Source organism: Knoellia tibetensis, assembly GCF_048606415.1.
Classification (GTDB): Bacteria; Actinomycetota; Actinomycetes; order Actinomycetales; family Dermatophilaceae; genus Knoellia; species Knoellia tibetensis.
In genome coordinates, this window is sequence record NZ_JBMBWF010000001.1 from 1,288,104 (window position 1) to 1,305,358 (window position 17,255).

Sequence of the window (17,255 nt, forward strand, 5' to 3'; positions counted from 1 at the left end):
GTGCGCGGCGCGGAGGATCACACCGGGAGGACGTCCGGCTCGACGGACGCCCGCGCCTCGTCGAGCAGGATCCGCTCGGCCCGGTCATAGACCTCCTGGGCGTGCCGGGCGGAGTCGCCGATGGCGGTCATGCCCACCCGACCGGCCTCGGTGACCGAGCTGATCATGTGGAAGACGACACCCGTCTCCGTCGTCGGGTCGAAGTGCAGCCCGGTGCGGGCGACGACGTCGAAGAGGTCGCCCACGCGCAGACCGCAGAGGCTCGGGTCCTCGAGGTGGTCCGTGGCGACGAGGTGCTTGGGGGCGCCCGTCGGCGTCGTGAAGAGACCGGTGTCGCCGTGGTAGCGCCCGTTCGTGAGGAACTGGAGGGTGAGGAAGGGGTGCGTCGTCCCGCCCTTGCGCAGGTTGACCTCGATGGCGTGGGCCGTCCATGAGCCGCCGGTGCGCACGACGACGAAGTCGACGGCGAAGCGCCCGAGGACGCCGAGCTCGGCCAGCCGGCGCCCGATGGCCCCCGCCTCCCGCGTGATGAGGGCCGCGTAGCCGGGGTCGGCCGGGAAGGTGCACCCGAGGTAGGACTGTCCGGTGGGGCCCCCGAGGACCTGGTCGTGCGACGAGAGGATCTCGAGCTCGCCCAGCGGCGTGACCCGCAGCTGCACGCTCGGGCTGAGCACCTCGTCGCCGACGATCCGCTCCTCGACGATCCCGCCCTTCTGCTCGAACTTCGCGAAGAAGGTCTCGTGCGTCACCGACTTTCCCTCGAGCTCCATGACCCGCACGCGGTCGGCGAGGACGGAGCGCTCGTCGTGCGACCCGGGCGCGGGCAGCCCGTCGAGGTCGACGACGGCGTTGCCCGCACCCGAGACGCCCTCGTTGAGCTTGACCATCGCCACGGAGGCGTCGGGCCGACGCGAGCGCAAACGGGCGAGCGAGTCGACGATGTCGTCGAACGAGCCGAGGTCCTCGAAGCCGACGGGATAGGAGACGCCGGACTCGTCGAAGAGCCTCCGGCAGCCCGACTTGGTCCCGAGGACGAGGTGGCGGGGGTCGGCGCCGTACATCGGGATCCCGAGCTCGAGCGCGAGGTCCCGCTCGAGCGACGTCGTCGTGTAGGGCACGAGGTGGGACCGCAGCGGGTTCGCGATGAGGGCACGGAGGTCGGAGAGCAGTCGCGGGCGTTCGAGGAGCTTCTCGGACAGCGGCCGCGGCGTGAGGTCGCCCACCGACACCATGGTGAGCCGCGCGAGGGCGTGGCTCGGGATGACGCCGGGCAGGAGTGCGAGGTAGTACTCGACGATCGCCGGGTCCACCGGACCCGACGTCACGTAGACCATCCGGAGCCGCGGCTGGCGCAGCAGCAGGAGCAGAAAGAGGTAGCGCTCCTCCATCGCCTGGTTGACCGCACCCGGCTTGGGGTTGGCTCGGTCGAGCGACACCGAGGGGACGACGACGACGGACTCGTCGGGCTCGTTGAGCCGCATCGAGCGCCACACGTCCGGCAGCCGCGCCTGGAGCCGGTCGAAGGCCGCGTTGCGCTGTTCCTCGTCGAGGTCGGCCAGCCGCTGGCCGGGACCCTGCTGCTCACCACTCATGACGGGCTCCTTGCCGAGTCGAGGCCGAGGACCTCGAAGGTCTCGACCGGTTTGCTGATGCCGCGCAGCTCGATGGGTCCAAGGGACCGCGTGACGACGTCCTCCCCCGCCCTGGCCGCCACCTTCTGGCTGATGAGGATCTGGCCGGCCTGCGCCACCGCCGAGAGCCGGGCGCTCATGTTGGTCACGGTGCCGATCGCGGCGTAGTCGTAGCGCCCCTCGAACCCGACGCGCCCCAGCGTCGCGTAGCCCTGGGCGATGCCGACGCCGAGGCCGAGGTCGTGCCCGTGCCGCCGCCACCCCTCGGCGAGGTGGCCGACCCGGCTCCGCATCGCGACCGCCATCCGCACCGCCCGGTCCGGCGCGTCCGGGCACGGGATCGGGTCGTTGAAGAAGACGAGCAGCCCGTCCCCGGCGAAGTGCTCGAGCGTGCCCTCGAAGCGGAAGACGAGCTCGCCGAGTGCTTCGTGGTAGTCCGCGAGGACGGCCATGACCTCCTCGGGCTCCGACGTCTCGGCGAACGACGTGAACCCGCGCAGGTCGCAGAAGGTCGCGGTGATCTCGGCGCGGTGGCTCGCGAGGAACCCCTCGTCGCCGCTCTCCATGACGAGCCCCGCGACCTGGGGCGAGAGGAACCGGCGCAGCCGCCCGACCCGCTCGAGCTCCTCGACCTGCGCCGACACCTTGCTCTCGAGCTCACGGTTCCAGGCGGTGAGCTCCACGGCCTGGCGCACGATCGTGTCGTGGTAGCGCTTGACCCGGACGAGCGAGCGCACCCTCGCCAGGAGCTCGGACTGGTCGAACGGCTTTGTCACGAAGTCGTCCGCCCCTGCCTCGATGGCGCGCAGCTTCTGCTCGCTTCCCGACGCGGTCACCATGACGACCGGCACGTATGCCGTCCGCTCGTCCCCGCGGACCCGCCGGCAGACCTCGTAGCCGTCCACCCCGGGCATGAGGACGTCGAGCAGGACGAGGTCCGGGACGCGGTCCGACAACCACTCCAGCGCCTCCTCGCCGGAGCCGCAGAGGCGGACCGCGTAGCCGCGCGGTGAGAGGACCGCCTCGAGGAGCCTGCGGTTGGCCTCGAGGTCGTCGACGACGAGGACGACGGGGGCACCCTCGCCAGCGCCCTCGGTCCCCTCGGGGTAGGGATCCACACCGGGCATGCGGTGGCGACCCTCGGGCTGGGCGCTCACGTCGCACCGCCGCGGAGGTGGCGTCGGACCTGCTCGGGGAGGTGCCGGACGCTGATCGGCTTCTCGAGGTAGCCGTCGAACCCGGCCTCGCGGGCGCGTTCCCGGTCCTGCTTCATCGCGAAGGCGGTGAGGGCCACGACCGGGATGTCGGCGGTGCGCCGGTCGTCGCGGAGCCGGGCGAGGGCGGCGTGGCCGTCGATGCCCGGCAGCTGGAGGTCCATGAGGACGAGGTCCGGTGGGGTCTCCTGTGCATGCGCGACCGCCTCCTCGCCCGTGACCGCGGTGTGGACGACGAAACCTGCGTGCTCCAGGACGTCGCGGGCGAGCTTGAGGTTCTTGTCGTTGTCCTCGACGAGCAGGACGAGACGGCCCCCGCCGACCGAGGTGCTCATGGCGGCTCACCACCCGTCGCCGGCAGGTCCGTCGCCTCGTGGCCGGTGTCCTCGTGCGGCAGAGCGATCTCGCCGAGCCGGTCGGCGAGGAGGCCGAGGTCGACCGCGTTCTTGGACGTCACGAACTCGATCCGCCCCTCGAGGGTCTCGCGGTCACGCCGCGTCAACGTCTTGGACGTGAGCACGACGATCGGGACCGCCGCCGTCACGGGGTCGCTGCGGATGCGGTCGATGACCTGGAACCCGTCCATCTCGGGCATGAGGAGGTCGACGAGCACGACCGACGGACGCGACTCGCGGATGAGGTCGAAGACCTCCGCCGGCCGGGTGCAGCTCTCGAGGGTCCACCCGGCGGGGTCGAGCGCCAGCCGGGCGAGCTCGTAGGCATGAGGGTCGTCGTCGACGATGAGCGCCGTCCTGCGGCTCGTGCCACCCCGGGCGGGGACGACGCGCCGGAGAGCGGCGAGCAGGTCGTCACGGGCCACGGGTTTGACGAGGTACTCGGAGGCACCGAGGGCCATGCCGCGGATCCGGTCCGGCAGCACGGAGACGACGACGACCGGGGTCGACGCGAGGCGGGGGTCGCTCTTGATCTCGGTGAGGACGTCCCAGCCGTCCATGCCCGGCAGGTGGATGTCGAGGACGACGACGTCGGGCTCGGTGTCCCGCACCGTCTGGAGACCCGACACCCCCTCCCGCACCACCGTCGTGCGCATCCCGGCCGTGCCGAGGTGGACCGAGAGGAGCTCGGCCGAGCTCGGGTCGTCCTCGATGATCACCGCGACCGGCCGCGAGTCCGGTCCGGCCCTGTCGTCGACATCGCGCGACTCGACCGCTCCGGTGACCGCGCCCTGCGCCCGGCCCTCGGCGCCGTCGGTCGGCGCCTCCCCTGCCGCGGGCGCGTGCTCGGCGGGCACGGTGAAGCCGAAGGTGCTCCCCCGACCCGGCTCGCTGCGGAGCCAGACGTGACCGCCGTGCAGCTCGACGATGCGCCGGGTGAGGGTGAGCCCGAGCCCGGTCCCCTCCACCTTGCGCGCGGCGCGTGTCCCCTGCTGGAACGAGTCGAAGATCCGGTGCTGGTCGGCCTGCTCGATGCCGATGCCCGTGTCGGAGACCGTGACCTCGAGCTCGTCGCGACGCCGTGTCGCGGTGACGACGACGGTGCCGCCGTCGGGCGTGAACTTCACGGCGTTGCTCAGCAGGTTGAGCAGGACCTGCTTGATGCGCAGCTCGTCGGCGTGGAGGAGCAACGACGCCGCCTGGATCTCCGTCCGCAGCGTGATGCGGTGGTCGAGCGCCCGCTCGCGGACCATCGACTGCGCGTAGGCGACGGCCTCGACGATGTCGAAGTCGGTCCGCTCGAGCACCATCTGCCCGGCCTCCACCTTGCTGAGGTCGAGGACGTCGTTGAGCAGGTCGAGGAGATGGCGGCCCGACGTGAGGATGTCGCGCAGGTACTCCTCCTGCTTCTCGTTGAGGTCACCGAACATCCGCTCGAGCAGCACCTCCGAGAAGCCGATGACGGCGTTGAGCGGGGTGCGCAGCTCGTGCGACATGCTCGCGAGGAACTCCGACTTGTGCTGGCTGGCCTCGGCGAGCTCGGCGCTCTGGACCTCGAGCTGACGGTGGATGCGGGCGTTGGTGAGGGCGATCGCCGACTGGCTGGCGAACGCCTCGAGCAGCTCACACGTCTCCTCGCTGAAGGCACCCGGGATCTTGCGGCGCACGACGAGGGCGCCCACGATCGTGTTCGACCGCACGAGGGGGACGGCGACCACGGACCGCCAGCCCGCGGCATACAGGATCGACAGGTGCGGGTCGAGGTCGTCGATCGTCGAGAGGTCCGCGACCTGGATGGGCGACCGTTCGCGGCAGGCGCGGCCGATGAGGGTCTCGTCGATGTGGATCCTGCTGGCGCGCAGCGCCTCCAGCACCTCGGGGCTCGTCCCGGTCGCGGTGCGCACGCTGAAGAGACCCGACTCCGCGTCGAGGTCGACGAGCGAGCCGCCGCTCGTGCCCGAGAGCTGGACGGCGACGTTGACGATGGTCGCGAGGACCTCGTCCGCGTCGAGGCTCGAGCTCACCGCGTCGCCCACCTCAGAGAGGGCCTCGAGCTGCTCGACCCGTCGGGCGAGCTCGGTCGAGCGGGCCTCGAGGGCGTGCACCAGCTCGACGTTGCGCACGGCGAGCGCCCCCTGCGCGGCGAAGGTCGTGAGGAGGGAGCAGATCCGCTCGTCGAAGGGCGAGACCTTCGTGCGCCAGGCCGAGAGCACGCCGACGACCTCCCCGTCGACGATCATCGGAGCCCCCAGGATCGTCCGGTAGCCCTCGATCTGCTGGAAGTCGGGCCGGTCGTACTCCGGGTCCGCCAGGACGTCCTCGATCTGCTGAGTCGTGTGGTCGAGGCTGACCCGGCCGATGAGCGAGTCGCGGTCCCGCTGGACCGGATCGACCTCCGACAGGTCGACGAACTCCGCGCTCACCCCCACGGCACGGGTGAGGCGGTAGGCGCCGTCGCGCAGGAGGTGGATCTGCGCAGCGTCGGCGTGGCAGAGCACTCGCGCCCGCTCGACGATGGCCCCGAACACGTCCTGTGGCGCGTCCGACGACGCGGCCAGGATCGCCAGGATCTCGCTCGTCGCGGCGAGCTGCCGGCGGGTCTCGCGGTGGTCATCGGCCGCGGCGTCGCTCGACGGCTCCGCGGTCGCTCTCCCCCCATCGCGAGTCTGGTCCACTGGCGTCTCCGTTCCACCCCGGCCGTGGCGTCGGGGCTTCCCTTCGAGTGTGCTCCCCACCCCGCCGGGGCTTCCACGGAATTGCGCAGAACCACCCGTCCCGGCTGGTCAGCCACGCCTCGTGACGCGCGGGGCCGGCCGCGACGCGAGCGGCGAGGACCGGCCCCGGCACCGCAGGGGCGGCGTCGGGGCCGGACCGGCCGGTGGGTCAGCGGCAGAAGACCTCGACCCGGTAGGTGGTGTCGTCGCCCGGCTGCCAGGCGGCGACCGCCACGGACACGCGGTACCTGCCGTTGCCGTTGCGGTAGGTCTCGCCGCGGGGACCCACGACACGGTCGATCGTGCAGCCGGCCTGGCTCGCCACGTCGATGGTGTGGGTGCCCTCCTCTGCGGCCTCGACGTGGGCCTCGTTGTAGGCGAGGATCGCCGGGTTCCACTCGGAGAACTTGACGTTCGACGCGCCGACGGTGTCGGTCCACCCGGCAGCCATGCCGAGGATGGCCACGTCGTTCTTCCAGAAGCGGGTGTCGAGCTCGACGATCGCGTCGTGCTTGACCTTGAAGTTGTCGGTCTTGGAGTAGCGCGGGACGAAGCAGCCGAACTTGGCGAAGCGGCCGCAGTCGAGCCTGCTCGTCGGGGTCACCCAGGCCTTGTAGACGCCGCCGGGGTTCGGGGTGTCGGCGTAGGGGAAGAGCTGGACCGTCATCCCCCCGTCCTCACCGGGGCCACCGGTGGCGTGGGCGCACGCTCCGCTCGGTGCCACCGACCTGATGACGCCGGAGGCGTCGACACTGAACTGCCGGCAGGCCAGCGGGTCGCTGCTCAGCAGCTGCGTGGGCTTCGGGCCGGTCACCTGGAACGTGTAGGTCCCTGCGGGAAGGCCGGCGGCCGAGTCCGGCGCGTTGATCCCGGGCCCGCCGTTGAGGTAGACGTCGGGCTTCGACGCGTAGTGGTTGAGGTTGACCGGGACGCCCGTGACGTCGGTCGTGAAAATGGCACCCGAGAGCTGGGAGCCGGTCGGTGCGGCCGTGGAGGCGGTCGGACCGAGCATGAGGGCGAGAGGCACTGTCAGCGCGAGCGCGACGGATTTGCGACCCATGGCGTGAGTCCTTTCAGCGGCGACTCAAGGGGACGGCCGCGCCGTGCGTGGATCGCACGAAGGGGCTCCGGCTCGCACCCTCGGCTGCATCTGGCCGCCTCCGCCGAATGTTCCTCTCGCCGGCACTGGCCGGAAAGGACCCACCGGGGCGAGGCCCACCTGCGCACATTCACCCCGCGGGCCGTGGTGACGATGGGCCGGAGAGGACCACCCAGGGCCGGCGCCGAGGGCCGGACGGGTGACCGGTCACACGGTCAGCCCCCGGGGACCATCCAGCGCAGGATCTGCACGAGACCGACGACCGCGCACACGACGACGAACGCCGCGATGACCCAGGCGATGATCTGCGCCGCGTCGATGCCACCGGAGCCGGACGACTCGCCCGAGGCCGTCAGCGCCACGGCACCCGCCGACGCGGACGCCGCGTCCGAGGCGTCGCGCGCCTCCAGCGCCTTGGCACGCAGCGCCTCGACCTTCTTCGAGCGCGGCTCCTGGCGGACCGAGCGCGGCAGCGAGCGCCACATGGCCGCGAAGTCGTCACCGTGCGACGCGCGCCAGGCCTCGACCGCCGCGTCCACCTCGGGTCCCTTGACGCCGGCCCCGAACCACGCGGCGCCCGCGGCGGGCAGGTCGCCCATCCCGTGGTGCACCTCGCCGAGCAGGCGCAGCGCCTCGACGTCGCGCTCCTCGCGCACGTGGGCGGCCAGCAGGTCGCGCGCCACCCAGAGCTCGCGGCGCTCGATCGCCGCGGTCGCCTCGGTCACCGCGGAGCTGCTCGCCGGAGCCGTGCCGGTCCCCTTCGAGTCAGAGGTCGCGCCCTCGTCCTGCTTCGGGCGTGCGGAGTCGCTGGATGCGTCGGGCATGAGAGCCAGCGAACCACACGAGCGCAGCCGAGGTGAGGACCGGCACACACGGCATACGCGGCACATGGACCGTATGCCGGACGCCACCGTGACGTGACCCAGCCCACTAAGCGTGCGCTTAGTCACAAACCGGCGTCCCACCTTGCCGCTCCCTACTCGCCGGTAGCACCATGGGTGCATGGGCCACTACAAGAGCAACCTGCGCGACATCGAGTTCAACCTCTTCGAGGTGTTCGGTCGCGGTGACGTCCTGGGGCAGGGCCCCTACGCCGACGTCGACGCCGACACCGCGCGCGAGATGCTCAAGGAGATGGCGCGCCTCTCCGAGAACGAGATCGCCGAGTCCTTCCAGGATGCCGACCGCAACCCGCCCGTCTACGACCCGCAGACGCAGGTCGTGGCGATGCCGGACTCCTTCAAGAAGTCGTATGCCGCCTACCGCGAGAGCGGCTTCTGGAACGTCGACGTCCCCGGCGAGCTCGACGGCACCGTCGCCCCGCCGAGCCTGCGCTGGGCGATGAACGAGCTCGTCCTCGGCGCCAACCCCGCGCTCGCGATGTTCAACGCCTCCTACTCCTTCGCCAAGCTGCTCTACCTGCTCGGCACCGACGACCAGAAGAAGCTCGCTCGCTGGATCATCGAGAAGGACTGGCACTGCACGATGGTGCTCACCGAGCCCGACGCGGGCTCGGACGTCGGCGCCGGCCGCACGAAGGCCACGCAGAACGAGGACGGCACCTGGGACATCACCGGGGTCAAGCGCTTCATCACGAGCGCCGAGTCCGACATGGTCGACAACGTCGTCCACTTCGTCCTCGCCCGCCCCGAGGGCGCCGGTCCCGGCACCAAGGGCCTGTCGCTCTTCATCCTCACGAAGTACGCCGTCGACCTCGAGACCGGCGAGCTCGGCGAGCGCAACGGCGTCTACGTCACCAACGTCGAGAAGAAGATGGGCCTCAAGGTCTCGACGACCTGCGAGCTCACCTTCGGCGGCGAGAAGCCCGCCACCGGGACGCTGTTCGGCGACGTCCACGACGGCATCGCCCAGATGTTCCGCGTCATCGAGAACGCCCGCATGCTCGTCGGCACCAAGGCCATCGCAACCCTGTCGACCGGCTACCTCAACGCCCTCGAGTACGCCAAGGAGCGCGTCCAGGGCGCCGACCTCACCCAGCAGACCGACAAGTCCGCCCCGCGCGTGACGATCACCCACCACCCCGACGTGCGCCGCAGCCTCATGCTGCAGAAGGCCTACGCCGAGGGCCTGCGCGCCCTCGTGCTCTTCACCGCGAGCCAGCAGGACGTCGTCGACACCGAGCAGCTCCGCACCGGCGCCGAGGCCGTCGACCACGACTCCGCCGCCGGCCTCGCCAACCGCGTCAACGACCTGCTCCTCCCGATCGTCAAGGGCCTGGGGTCCGAGCGCGCCTGGGTGCTCCTCGGCACCGAGTCGCTCCAGACGTTCGGCGGCTCCGGCTTCCTCCAGGACTACCCCGTGGAGCAGTACGTCCGCGACGCCAAGATCGACACCCTCTACGAGGGCACCACCGCGATCCAGGGCCTCGACTTCTTCTTCCGCAAGATCATCAAGGACAAGGCCCAGGCCCTGACCACGATCGCCATGCAGATCCAGGAGTTCGCCAAGGACCTCGGCGGCCACGACGGCCGCATCGACCGCGAGCGCGAGCTCCTCGGCGAGGCCCTCGAGAACGTCCAGGGCATCCTCGGCTACATGGTCGGCGAGCTCATGAAGTCCGACCCGCGCCAGGGCGGCGACGTCACCAACCTCTACAAGGTCGGCCAGAACACCACCCGCCTCCTCCTCGGCGCCGGCGACCTCGTCGTCGGCTGGCTGCTCCTGCGCCAGGCCGACGTCGCGCTCACGGCCCTCGAGGGCGAGGGGGCGCAGACGTCCCTTTCGGAGAAGGACACAGACTTCTACACCGGCAAGGTCGCCGCCGCCCAGTTCTTCGCCCGCCAGGTCCTGCCGCGCCTCGCCGCAGAGCGCTCGATGGCCGAGGCGACCGACAACGAGCTCATGGACGTGCCCGAGTCGGCCTTCTGAGCAAAGGCGACTGATTGCCCGTTGGGACCGCTGCGAGCGCAGCGAGCCCGTGGTGCAACGGGCAGTCAGTCGCGAGAAGAGACCCCGGTATGCCGGCCGCCCACCTTGCGCGGCCGGCATACCGGCCTTTTGGGGCAGGCTCGTTGAAGGATGGGTGTCGAAACCGGCCCGGTCCGACCGTCATGTCGGTGGGACGGGCAACGGGGTCCGTCGACGACGAAGGAGCACGACATGGCGCAGTACCTCATCTACTTCAACCAGCAGTGGGTCGGTGACCACCCCCAGGAGTGGTTCCTCTCGCGGGTCGAGCCGTCGATGGCGGTCGTCGAGGAGATGAAGGCGGCGGGGGTCTACGTCTTCGCCGGCGGGCTCGAGGAGGGCGCGCCGGTCTACGCCGCCGACGCGACGAGCGGGACGGTGACGGTGACCGACGGGCCGTTCGCCGAGACGACCGAGCAGCTCGGCGGCTTCTGCGTGGTCGAGGTCCCCGACGACGAGACGGCGAAGATGTGGGCGGGCCGGGTGGCCGTGGGCTGCGGCTGGCCGCAGGAGGTCCGCAGGTTCGGGGCCGTGCCCGAGCTGTGACGACGCGGCACGACCCGGTGACGGGCCGGCCGGTGACGGGCCGGCCTTGGGCGTGAAGCCCTGAGCCGGCGAGGCGGGGTCAACGCCAGACCGGGGCGACCTCTCGCTGGTAGCCGCGGCCGATGACCTTGGCGAGGACGAAGCGGACCGGCGCCGGGACCGTGCGGGCCAGCGAGTCCTGGGCTGCAGGGTCGCCGCCGTCCTGGATCCACGCGAAGAGCTCGCCGGCCATCGCCGGGCTGCCCTTGCGCAGCTGCCGCTCGACCGCCTTCCACTCCGGCGTCTCGAGGCGCTCGTTGATGATCGGCATGACGTCGGACTCCTCGTGCGCGAGGTGGCCGTTGGTCACCCGGGCCGTCTCGGCGACGGTGTCCGCGGCGGCCGCGGCGAGCTCGGAGGTCGGCTCCGCGACGAGGCCGTCGAGCGCCGTCGAGACGGAACGCAGGCCGTCTGCCATGGCCCGGTGCTCGCCCTCCATGTCGTCGAGGAGCGCGGGGTCGGCGAGGGCGAGGCCGCGGACGTAGGGCCAGACGTAGGCGTCCTCGGTCTCGTGGTGGTGGTGCAGCTGCCGGTCGACGGTGGCCCAGGCCCGGCGGAGCTGGCGGGCCCGGCTCGCGTCGCCGTCGGGGAACGAGCGCAGCGCGGACTCGAACCGGTCGAGGTCGCGTCGCACCGCCGCGTGGATGATCTCGTTCATGCTCATCTCGGCCATCGTCCGAACGTAGCGGCCACCCGGCGGGGGGAGTACCCCTCGTGTGGATGACGCGCTCTGGCACGGACGGGCGAGGCGCCTGCTCTCCCCTCCACGAGCAGGCGCCTCGGTCGTCGCCCGGCCCGAGGGCCGGACTGCGGCTCCCCCGAACCGCTCTGGTGCCCAGACTTCCAGCGCCGCCGGACCGTGTCGATGGGGAGCACTCCCCCGGACGCACGAGACCCCGGCGACCGTGGTCGCCGGGGTCTCGTCGGTGCGTCGTGCGGTCGCGTCAGAGGCGCGAGTCCGGGTCGACGCGGGTCTCCTCGACGCGCGAGCCCGACGCCGGGTCGACCTGCGAGGAGCGGGTGGTCGTGTAGCCCGCGGGACGGGTGCGTCCGCGCATCGCGAACGAGAGAAGGATGGCGAGGACGCCGGCGGCGATGAGGATCCAGCCGAGCATGCCGTCATCCATGCCGGGGATGTCCACCTGAAGGACGAACGCGAGGATCGCGCCGATGACGATGAGGACGATTCCGAGTCCGATGTACATGGTCACTCCTTGTGGCCGTGTCCGGGCGCAGGGTGCCCGGATCGGGACTGAACTCTACCGCTGACCTGCGGCAACGGCCGGGAGGACGGCACCCGGATTGAGGAGCCCGTCGGGGTCGAGGGCGGCCTTGATCCGGACGTTGAGCTCCATGACGTCGGGGCCGAGCATCGCGGGCAGCGCCTCGCGCTTGAGCCGGCCCACGCCGTGCTCGCCGGTGATCGTCCCGCCGAGCGCGATCGCCGCCGCGAGGATGTCCTCGAACGCCGCCCGCGCGCGGGCCGTCGACTCCTCGTCGGCGGCGTCGTACATGACGATCGGGTGGGTGTTGCCGTCGCCCGCGTGGGCGACGCAGACGACGTCGACGCCGCGCTGGACACCGATCTGCTCCACCCGGGCCACGAGGTCGGGCAGCTGCGGCACGGGCACACCGACATCCTCGAGCAGCAACGAGCCGGCCGCCTCGGCGGCGGGGAACGCCAGTCGCCGGGCCCGGACGAAGGACTCGCCCTCGGCGGGGTCGTGCGTCGCGAAGACGTCGATGGCTCCGGCCTCGACGCAGGCCTTCTCGATGACCGCCATCTCCTGCTCGCGGGCACCCTCGGGGGCGTCGGACTGGACGAGGAGCAGCGCCCGGTCGCGGTCGAGGCCCATGGGTGCGTGGTCCTCGACCTGGTTGACCGTCGGCCGGTCCATGAGCTCGACCATCGAAGCCCGCACGACCCGGCCCATGGCGACAACGGCGTCGGCGGCGGCGCGGACGGTGTCGAACGTCGCGACGAGGGTCGAGGGGGCGAGCTGCGCGGGCACGAGCCGCAGCGTGACCCGGGTGACGATGCCGAGCGTGCCCTCGCTGCCGACGAAGAGCTTGAGGAGGGAGAGGCCGGCGACGTCCTTGATCCGCTTGCCGCCCAAGGTGATGAGCCGCCCGTCGGCGAGGACGACGTCGAGCCCGAGGACGTAGTCGGTCGTCACTCCGTACTTGACGCAGCAGAGCCCGCCCGCGTTGGTCGCGACGTTGCCGCCGATCGAGCAGATCTCGAACGAGCTCGGGTCCGGCGGGTACCAGAGGCCGTGCTCGGCGGCGGCCTTCTTGACCGCAGCGTTGAACGCGCCGGGCTCGACCACCGCGCACCGTGCTGCCGGGTCGATCTCGATGGCGGTCATCCGCTCGAGGCTGACGACGAGCCCGCCCTCCACGGCCGACGCTCCCCCGCTGAGACCCGACCCCGCCCCACGCGGAACGACGGGTATGCCGTGGCTCGCCGCCCAGCGCACGGCCACCTGGACGTGCTCGGCGGTCTCGGCACGCACGGCCGCACACGGCATACCGGCTTCGGGGTCCTTGGCCCAGTCGAAGCGGTACTTCTCGAGCGCTTCGGGTCGGGTGGCGACCACCCCCTCGGGCAGGGAGGAGGCGAGCTCTGCGACGGCGGCGCTGCGATCGGTCACCCGGCCATCCTAGGAACGGGGAGACTGGAACTGCCCGTCGGAGCTGCGCGAGGAGGTGTCGGGTGCTGCGCCACGTCGTCGCCGTTCGCGTCCTGCTGGGGGCCGGCGCCGACCGCTCGCTCGCCGACCGCGACGGCGTCCCCGCCCTCGAGCACGCCCGCGAGCGCGGCCAGACCGAGGTCGCGGCGATCCTCGAGGGCTGAGGCGGGTTCGCTGCCGGCGTATCCCGACAGGTCCGGGGTGTCCGACGCGCACGGCAGGATGGGCGCATGGCCACGATCGTCTTCCTCCACGCCCACCCCGACGACGAGGCGTCCGGCACCTCCGGCACGATGACCCGGCTGTCGCGGGAGGGCCACCGCGTGGTCGTCGTCTACGGCACCGGCGGTGAGCTCGGCACCTCGCCCGAGGACCTCGCGGAGGGCACGACCCTCGCCGACCTCCGCCGCGGCGAGGCCGAGGCGTCGGCCAGGGTCACCGGCGTGGAGCGGATCGTCTGGCTCGGCTACCAGGACTCCGGCATGCACGGCTGGGAGCAGAACGGCCACGACGGCTCGTTCCACGGCGCGGACCTCGACGAGGCCGCGGGGCGCCTCGTCGAGGTGCTCGACGAGGAGGACGCCGACGTGCTCGTCGGCTACGACTGGCACGGCGGCTACGGCCACCCCGACCACGTCAAGGTCCACCACGTCGCCCACCGCGCCGCAGACCTTGCGGCTCAGCGGCCGCGGCTGCTCGAGTCGACGATGAACCGCGACGAGATGCGCAAGGGCTACCAGCGGGCCGTCGAGGCGGGGCAGGCCGACCAGAGCTGGGACCCCGACGAGCCGATCGACGGCGGCGAGCCCCTCGGCACGCCCGAGGCGCAGATCTCGTGGCGGGTCGACGTCACGCGAGACATCGAGGCGAAGCGCGCGGCCCTGGCCTGCCACGCGAGCCAGACGAGCGACGTCGGCATGATGCTCCAGATGCCCGAGGACGTCTTCCGCGAGTGGTTCGGCACCGAGTTCTACATCGAGCCCGGACGAGCACCCGGCATGGTCGAGGGCTGGCCGTTCGAGGACCTCGACGCCGGCTGACCGGAGGCGCCTCAGAGACGGCGGTCGGCAAGCACCGGGAAGCCCTCGCGAGTGCTGGCGACGAGGCCGGGTTCGACGTCGACGACGAGCACCTCCTCGTCGCTGCCGGCCTCGGCCAGCACCTCGCCGGTCGGCGCCACGACCTGGCTGTGGCCGCCCATCTCGGTGCGGGCATGGGTGCCGGCCGTGTTGCACTGCACGACGAACGCCTGGTCCTCGACGGCGCGTGCCCGGCCCAGCAGGGTCCAGTGCGCCACCCGGGCGGCCGGCCACGCAGCGGGGACGAGGAAGAGCTGTGCACCCGCGTCGACCTGCCTGCGGTAGAGCTCGGGGAAGCGCAGGTCGTAGCAGGTCGAGAGCCCGACGGTGACGGGTTCATCGTCACGCGTCGGCACCCGGGCCGTGACGACCTCGGTGCCAGCCTCGAGCAGCTTGGGCTCACCCGACCCGAACCCGAACCGGTGGATCTTGCGGTATGCCGTCCGCTCCCCGTCCGCGGTGACGAGCACCGAGGTGTTGGCGAGGGTGCGTCCGTCGGCCCCGGGCCGGGGCAACCGCTCGACGAACGAGCCCGCGTGCAGGGTCACCCCGGTCTCGGTCGCCAGCGCCGTCATGGCCTGCACCCACGGCCCGTCGATCGGCTCGGCTGCGTCCTCCCACCGGCGGTAGTCGAAGCCGGTGGGAGCCCAGAGCTCGGGCAGGACGACGAGGTCGGGAGCCTCCGAGGCGCCTTGCGTCCGGCGTTCCGACGTCCTGGCCACCACATCTGCGGACGCAAGCCCACGACCTCCTTGCGTCCGGCGATCCGACGTCCTGGCCCCCACATCTGCGGACGCAAGCGAGCGCACCATCGCGGAGACGCGCTCGACCCGGGCGCCGAGGGTCTCGTCGTCGTCGTAGGCCACCTGCACCAGGGCGATCCGCATCGTCACTCGACCTCCTTGGCCTGTGAGCCGAGCCGCTGGAGTCGCGCGTTGTAGGCGCGCAGCGCGGCGTCGTCGTCGCGGTCGGCCTGCCGGTCGAGCCGCACGCTCTCCTGCTTCTCGCGGCGGAACCACTGCCGGGCGACGAGGATCGCGAGGACGAGTGTTGGCGCCTCGCCGAAGCCCCAGGCGATCTCACCCGCACGCTGCTGGTCGGCGAGCGGGTCCGGACCCCACGGCAGGTTGATCTGCTCGAAGAAGTCGGGCGCGAGAACGAACGACGTCCCGGTGAGCGCGACGCCGAAGAACGCGTGGAAGGTGATCGTCGCGAAGAGGATGAGCAGCAGGATCGCCGGCGACCACTTCGGCGGACCCGGGTCGATGCCGATGAGCACCCAGGTGAAGAGGTAGCCGGTGAGGAGGAAGTGGGCGAGCATGAGCAGGTGCCCCGTGTGCGTCGTGAGGGCGAGCTCGAAGAGCGGCGACCAGTAGAACGCGGCGAGGCTGCCGAAGAAGAGCACCGCGGCGACGACCGGGTTGGCGAGCACCCGCATCGCCCGCGAGTGGACGACCTGGAGGATGAGCTCGCGCGGACCCCACGTGCGGTCCGGGCGTGACCGGAGCGCGCGCAGGGCGAGGGTGAGCGGCGCCGCGGGCACGAGCAGCAGCGGCACGATCATCGCGACGACCATGTGCATGACCATGTGCACCGAGAACTGCACGCGGCCCCAGATGTCGGGAGCGCCGCTCGTCGCCCAGACGAAGGCCAGCCAGCCGAGGGTCCACAGGACGGTGCGGTGGACCGGCCACGCATCTCCGCGACGGGTGAGGCGGCGGGCACCGGCGACATAGAGCCCCACCGCGACGGCGGCGATAGCGAGCATGAGCCAGTTGGGCCGCCACTGCGTGAGCCAGTCGGAGGTCGACATCGGGCCGGGGTCGGGGAAGCCGGTGATCGAGAGCACCGCGCTCGGCGACTCCTCGGAGTCCGGCACCGGTGGAGGCGTCCGGCTGAGGACGGCGCCGAGCCCGAACGCCGCGCCCATGAGCCCGAGCTCGACGAGGACGAGCCGGGCGAACCCGCTGCCGTCCCGGCTGATCGAGGCGATGACGCGGCGACGCTGCTGCCAGCCCATGACGCCGAGCACGACGAGGATGACGGTCTTGGCGACGACCATGGCGCCGTAGGCCGACGCAACGCCGGACGGTCCGCCGAGCCGGATAAACGCCTGCTGCAGACCGGTGACCGCGACCGCGGCGTAGGCCCAGCCCGCGAGCACCGAGTAGCGCGAGACGGTCGCGGCGAGGTCCTGCCCGATCCGTGGCTGCATGAGGGCGACCGCGAGGAGGCCACCGACCCAGACGGAGACGCCGAGCAGGTGCACGCCGAGGGAGTTGACCGCGTCCTCGTGGCTCGCGCTGCCCGCCGAGTGACCGGTGAGCGCGACGACGACGATGCCAGCGAGCGCGACGGCCGCCAGCCACGCGTATGCCGTCCGCGTCCTTGCGAGGAGCGCGCCGGTCGTGACGACGAGGGCGACGCCGGTCGAGATCGACAGGACGCGGGTCACCTCGAGCGACCACACGAAAGTGAGGAACTGACGGGCGAGCTCGGGGTCGCCGAGGCGGAGGCCGGCGAGCGAGGCGAAGGTGAGGAAGACGCCGAGCCCGGCGGCGACGAACCAGACGACACCGGTGACGGCGGCGAGGCGGGACGCCTGGACGCGCCGCTCGGTCGTGCGCCGCTCCGGCACGAGGAACGCCGCGAGCACGAGGAGGCCGAAGGTCGCCGCCGAGGACAGGTCGCTCACGACCCGCACGAGCGGGAGCGCCCACCGCACGACCGGGCCCGGGTCGTCGAGGACGAGCGGGGCGAGCACCCCCGCGAGGGACGCCGCGACGAGGGCGACGACGAGGCCGCTCACACCCACGACGGCCGCGGGGCCGAGGGGTGTGCGGGCGATGGCGGGCGCGGTGCTCATGGCTCCCAGCGTAGGCAGCGCGCGGTCGAGCCGGTCCGCCACCCATCCCTG

General features: G+C 71.8%; 15 protein-coding genes. 4 read left to right on the top strand and 11 right to left on the bottom strand.

The window, feature by feature from the left end; all coding sequences use genetic code 11:
* Window positions 1-17: 17 nt before the first annotated feature.
* The 6 genes from ACOJV7_RS06145 to ACOJV7_RS06170 form a co-directional block, all read right to left on the bottom strand.
* Window positions 18-1,592 carry a peptide ligase PGM1-related protein gene (locus ACOJV7_RS06145; RefSeq protein ID WP_420189248.1) on the bottom strand — a complete coding sequence of 525 codons (1,575 nt, stop codon included), beginning with the start codon at window positions 1,590-1,592 and terminating at the stop codon, window positions 18-20.
* Complete coding sequence (locus ACOJV7_RS06150) at window positions 1,589-2,788, bottom strand: response regulator (RefSeq protein ID WP_420189249.1); 1,200 nt, start codon at window positions 2,786-2,788, stop codon at window positions 1,589-1,591. The genes ACOJV7_RS06145 and ACOJV7_RS06150 overlap by 4 nt, the downstream gene beginning before the upstream one ends.
* Window positions 2,785-3,180, bottom strand: coding sequence for a response regulator (locus ACOJV7_RS06155; protein WP_420189250.1), 396 nt, complete (start codon window positions 3,178-3,180; stop codon window positions 2,785-2,787). Before ACOJV7_RS06155 ends, ACOJV7_RS06150 begins: the two co-directional genes overlap by 4 nt.
* A complete protein-coding gene (locus tag ACOJV7_RS06160; RefSeq protein WP_420189251.1) occupies window positions 3,177-5,915 on the bottom strand; it encodes a response regulator in 2,739 nt (912 codons plus the stop codon). The genes ACOJV7_RS06155 and ACOJV7_RS06160 overlap by 4 nt, the downstream gene beginning before the upstream one ends.
* Window positions 5,916-6,123: 208 nt before the next feature.
* A complete protein-coding gene (locus ACOJV7_RS06165) occupies window positions 6,124-7,014 on the bottom strand; it encodes a hypothetical protein (RefSeq protein ID WP_420189252.1) in 891 nt (296 codons plus the stop codon).
* Between the two features lie 254 nt (window positions 7,015-7,268).
* Window positions 7,269-7,877 carry a hypothetical protein gene (locus ACOJV7_RS06170; RefSeq protein ID WP_420189253.1) on the bottom strand — a complete coding sequence of 203 codons (609 nt, stop codon included), beginning with the start codon at window positions 7,875-7,877 and terminating at the stop codon, window positions 7,269-7,271.
* A 178-nt stretch (window positions 7,878-8,055) separates the two neighbouring features.
* Between ACOJV7_RS06170 and ACOJV7_RS06175 the strand changes: the two genes are divergently transcribed.
* Both ACOJV7_RS06175 and ACOJV7_RS06180 read left to right on the top strand, forming a co-directional pair.
* Window positions 8,056-9,942, top strand: coding sequence for an acyl-CoA dehydrogenase (locus ACOJV7_RS06175; protein ID WP_420189254.1), 1,887 nt, complete (start codon window positions 8,056-8,058; stop codon window positions 9,940-9,942).
* Between the two features lie 231 nt (window positions 9,943-10,173).
* A complete protein-coding gene (locus ACOJV7_RS06180) occupies window positions 10,174-10,527 on the top strand; it encodes a YciI family protein (RefSeq protein WP_420189255.1) in 354 nt (117 codons plus the stop codon).
* Between the two features lie 79 nt (window positions 10,528-10,606).
* Here ACOJV7_RS06180 and ACOJV7_RS06185 read toward each other — a convergent pair whose 3' ends face one another.
* The 3 genes from ACOJV7_RS06185 to ACOJV7_RS06195 all read right to left on the bottom strand — a co-directional run bounded on the left by ACOJV7_RS06185 (window position 10,607) and on the right by ACOJV7_RS06195 (window position 13,220).
* Window positions 10,607-11,239: a hemerythrin domain-containing protein gene (locus ACOJV7_RS06185; protein WP_420189256.1), complete on the bottom strand. Its 633-nt coding sequence runs from the start codon at window positions 11,237-11,239 to the stop codon at window positions 10,607-10,609.
* A gap of 271 nt (window positions 11,240-11,510) precedes the next feature.
* On the bottom strand, window positions 11,511-11,771 hold the full coding sequence (locus ACOJV7_RS06190) for a DUF6458 family protein (protein ID WP_420189257.1): 261 nt from the start codon (window positions 11,769-11,771) through the stop codon (window positions 11,511-11,513).
* A 54-nt stretch (window positions 11,772-11,825) separates the two neighbouring features.
* Window positions 11,826-13,220: an FAD-binding oxidoreductase gene (locus ACOJV7_RS06195; RefSeq protein WP_420189258.1), complete on the bottom strand. Its 1,395-nt coding sequence runs from the start codon at window positions 13,218-13,220 to the stop codon at window positions 11,826-11,828.
* A 62-nt stretch (window positions 13,221-13,282) separates the two neighbouring features.
* On the opposite strand from ACOJV7_RS06195, the gene ACOJV7_RS06200 reads away from it, so the two are divergent.
* Entirely contained in the window at window positions 13,283-13,423 is a 141-nt protein-coding gene (locus tag ACOJV7_RS06200) for a hypothetical protein (protein WP_420189259.1), read from the top strand.
* A gap of 66 nt (window positions 13,424-13,489) precedes the next feature.
* The gene (locus ACOJV7_RS06205) at window positions 13,490-14,299 is read left to right on the top strand and encodes a PIG-L deacetylase family protein (protein WP_420189260.1); all 810 of its coding nucleotides are present in this window, start codon (window positions 13,490-13,492) and stop codon (window positions 14,297-14,299) included.
* A gap of 11 nt (window positions 14,300-14,310) precedes the next feature.
* Here ACOJV7_RS06205 and ACOJV7_RS06210 read toward each other — a convergent pair whose 3' ends face one another.
* Together ACOJV7_RS06210 and ACOJV7_RS06215 are read right to left on the bottom strand one after the other, a co-directional pair.
* The gene (locus ACOJV7_RS06210) at window positions 14,311-15,225 is read right to left on the bottom strand and encodes a carbon-nitrogen family hydrolase (protein ID WP_420190379.1); all 915 of its coding nucleotides are present in this window, start codon (window positions 15,223-15,225) and stop codon (window positions 14,311-14,313) included.
* A gap of 2 nt (window positions 15,226-15,227) precedes the next feature.
* Window positions 15,228-17,204: a bifunctional copper resistance protein CopD/cytochrome c oxidase assembly protein gene (locus ACOJV7_RS06215; RefSeq protein WP_420189261.1), complete on the bottom strand. Its 1,977-nt coding sequence runs from the start codon at window positions 17,202-17,204 to the stop codon at window positions 15,228-15,230.
* Window positions 17,205-17,255: the final 51 nt, after the last annotated feature.

Excerpts from the sequence above, each read along its gene's own strand:
- ACOJV7_RS06155 (WP_420189250.1), bottom strand. The coding sequence starts at position 3,180 with ATGAGCACCTCGGTCGGCGGGGGCCGTCTCGTCCTGCTCGTCGAGGAC.
- ACOJV7_RS06165 (WP_420189252.1), bottom strand. The coding sequence starts at position 7,014 with ATGGGTCGCAAATCCGTCGCGCTCGCGCTGACAGTGCCTCTCGCCCTC.
- ACOJV7_RS06190 (WP_420189257.1), bottom strand. The coding sequence starts at position 11,771 with ATGTACATCGGACTCGGAATCGTCCTCATCGTCATCGGCGCGATCCTC.
- ACOJV7_RS06175 (WP_420189254.1), top strand. The coding sequence starts at position 8,056 with ATGGGCCACTACAAGAGCAACCTGCGCGACATCGAGTTCAACCTCTTC.
- ACOJV7_RS06145 (WP_420189248.1), bottom strand. The coding sequence starts at position 1,592 with ATGAGTGGTGAGCAGCAGGGTCCCGGCCAGCGGCTGGCCGACCTCGAC.
- ACOJV7_RS06185 (WP_420189256.1), bottom strand. The coding sequence starts at position 11,239 with ATGGCCGAGATGAGCATGAACGAGATCATCCACGCGGCGGTGCGACGC.
- ACOJV7_RS06180 (WP_420189255.1), top strand. The coding sequence starts at position 10,174 with ATGGCGCAGTACCTCATCTACTTCAACCAGCAGTGGGTCGGTGACCAC.
- ACOJV7_RS06215 (WP_420189261.1), bottom strand. The coding sequence starts at position 17,204 with ATGAGCACCGCGCCCGCCATCGCCCGCACACCCCTCGGCCCCGCGGCC.
- ACOJV7_RS06170 (WP_420189253.1), bottom strand. The coding sequence starts at position 7,877 with ATGCCCGACGCATCCAGCGACTCCGCACGCCCGAAGCAGGACGAGGGC.
- ACOJV7_RS06205 (WP_420189260.1), top strand. The coding sequence starts at position 13,490 with ATGGCCACGATCGTCTTCCTCCACGCCCACCCCGACGACGAGGCGTCC.
- ACOJV7_RS06210 (WP_420190379.1), bottom strand. The coding sequence starts at position 15,225 with ATGCGGATCGCCCTGGTGCAGGTGGCCTACGACGACGACGAGACCCTC.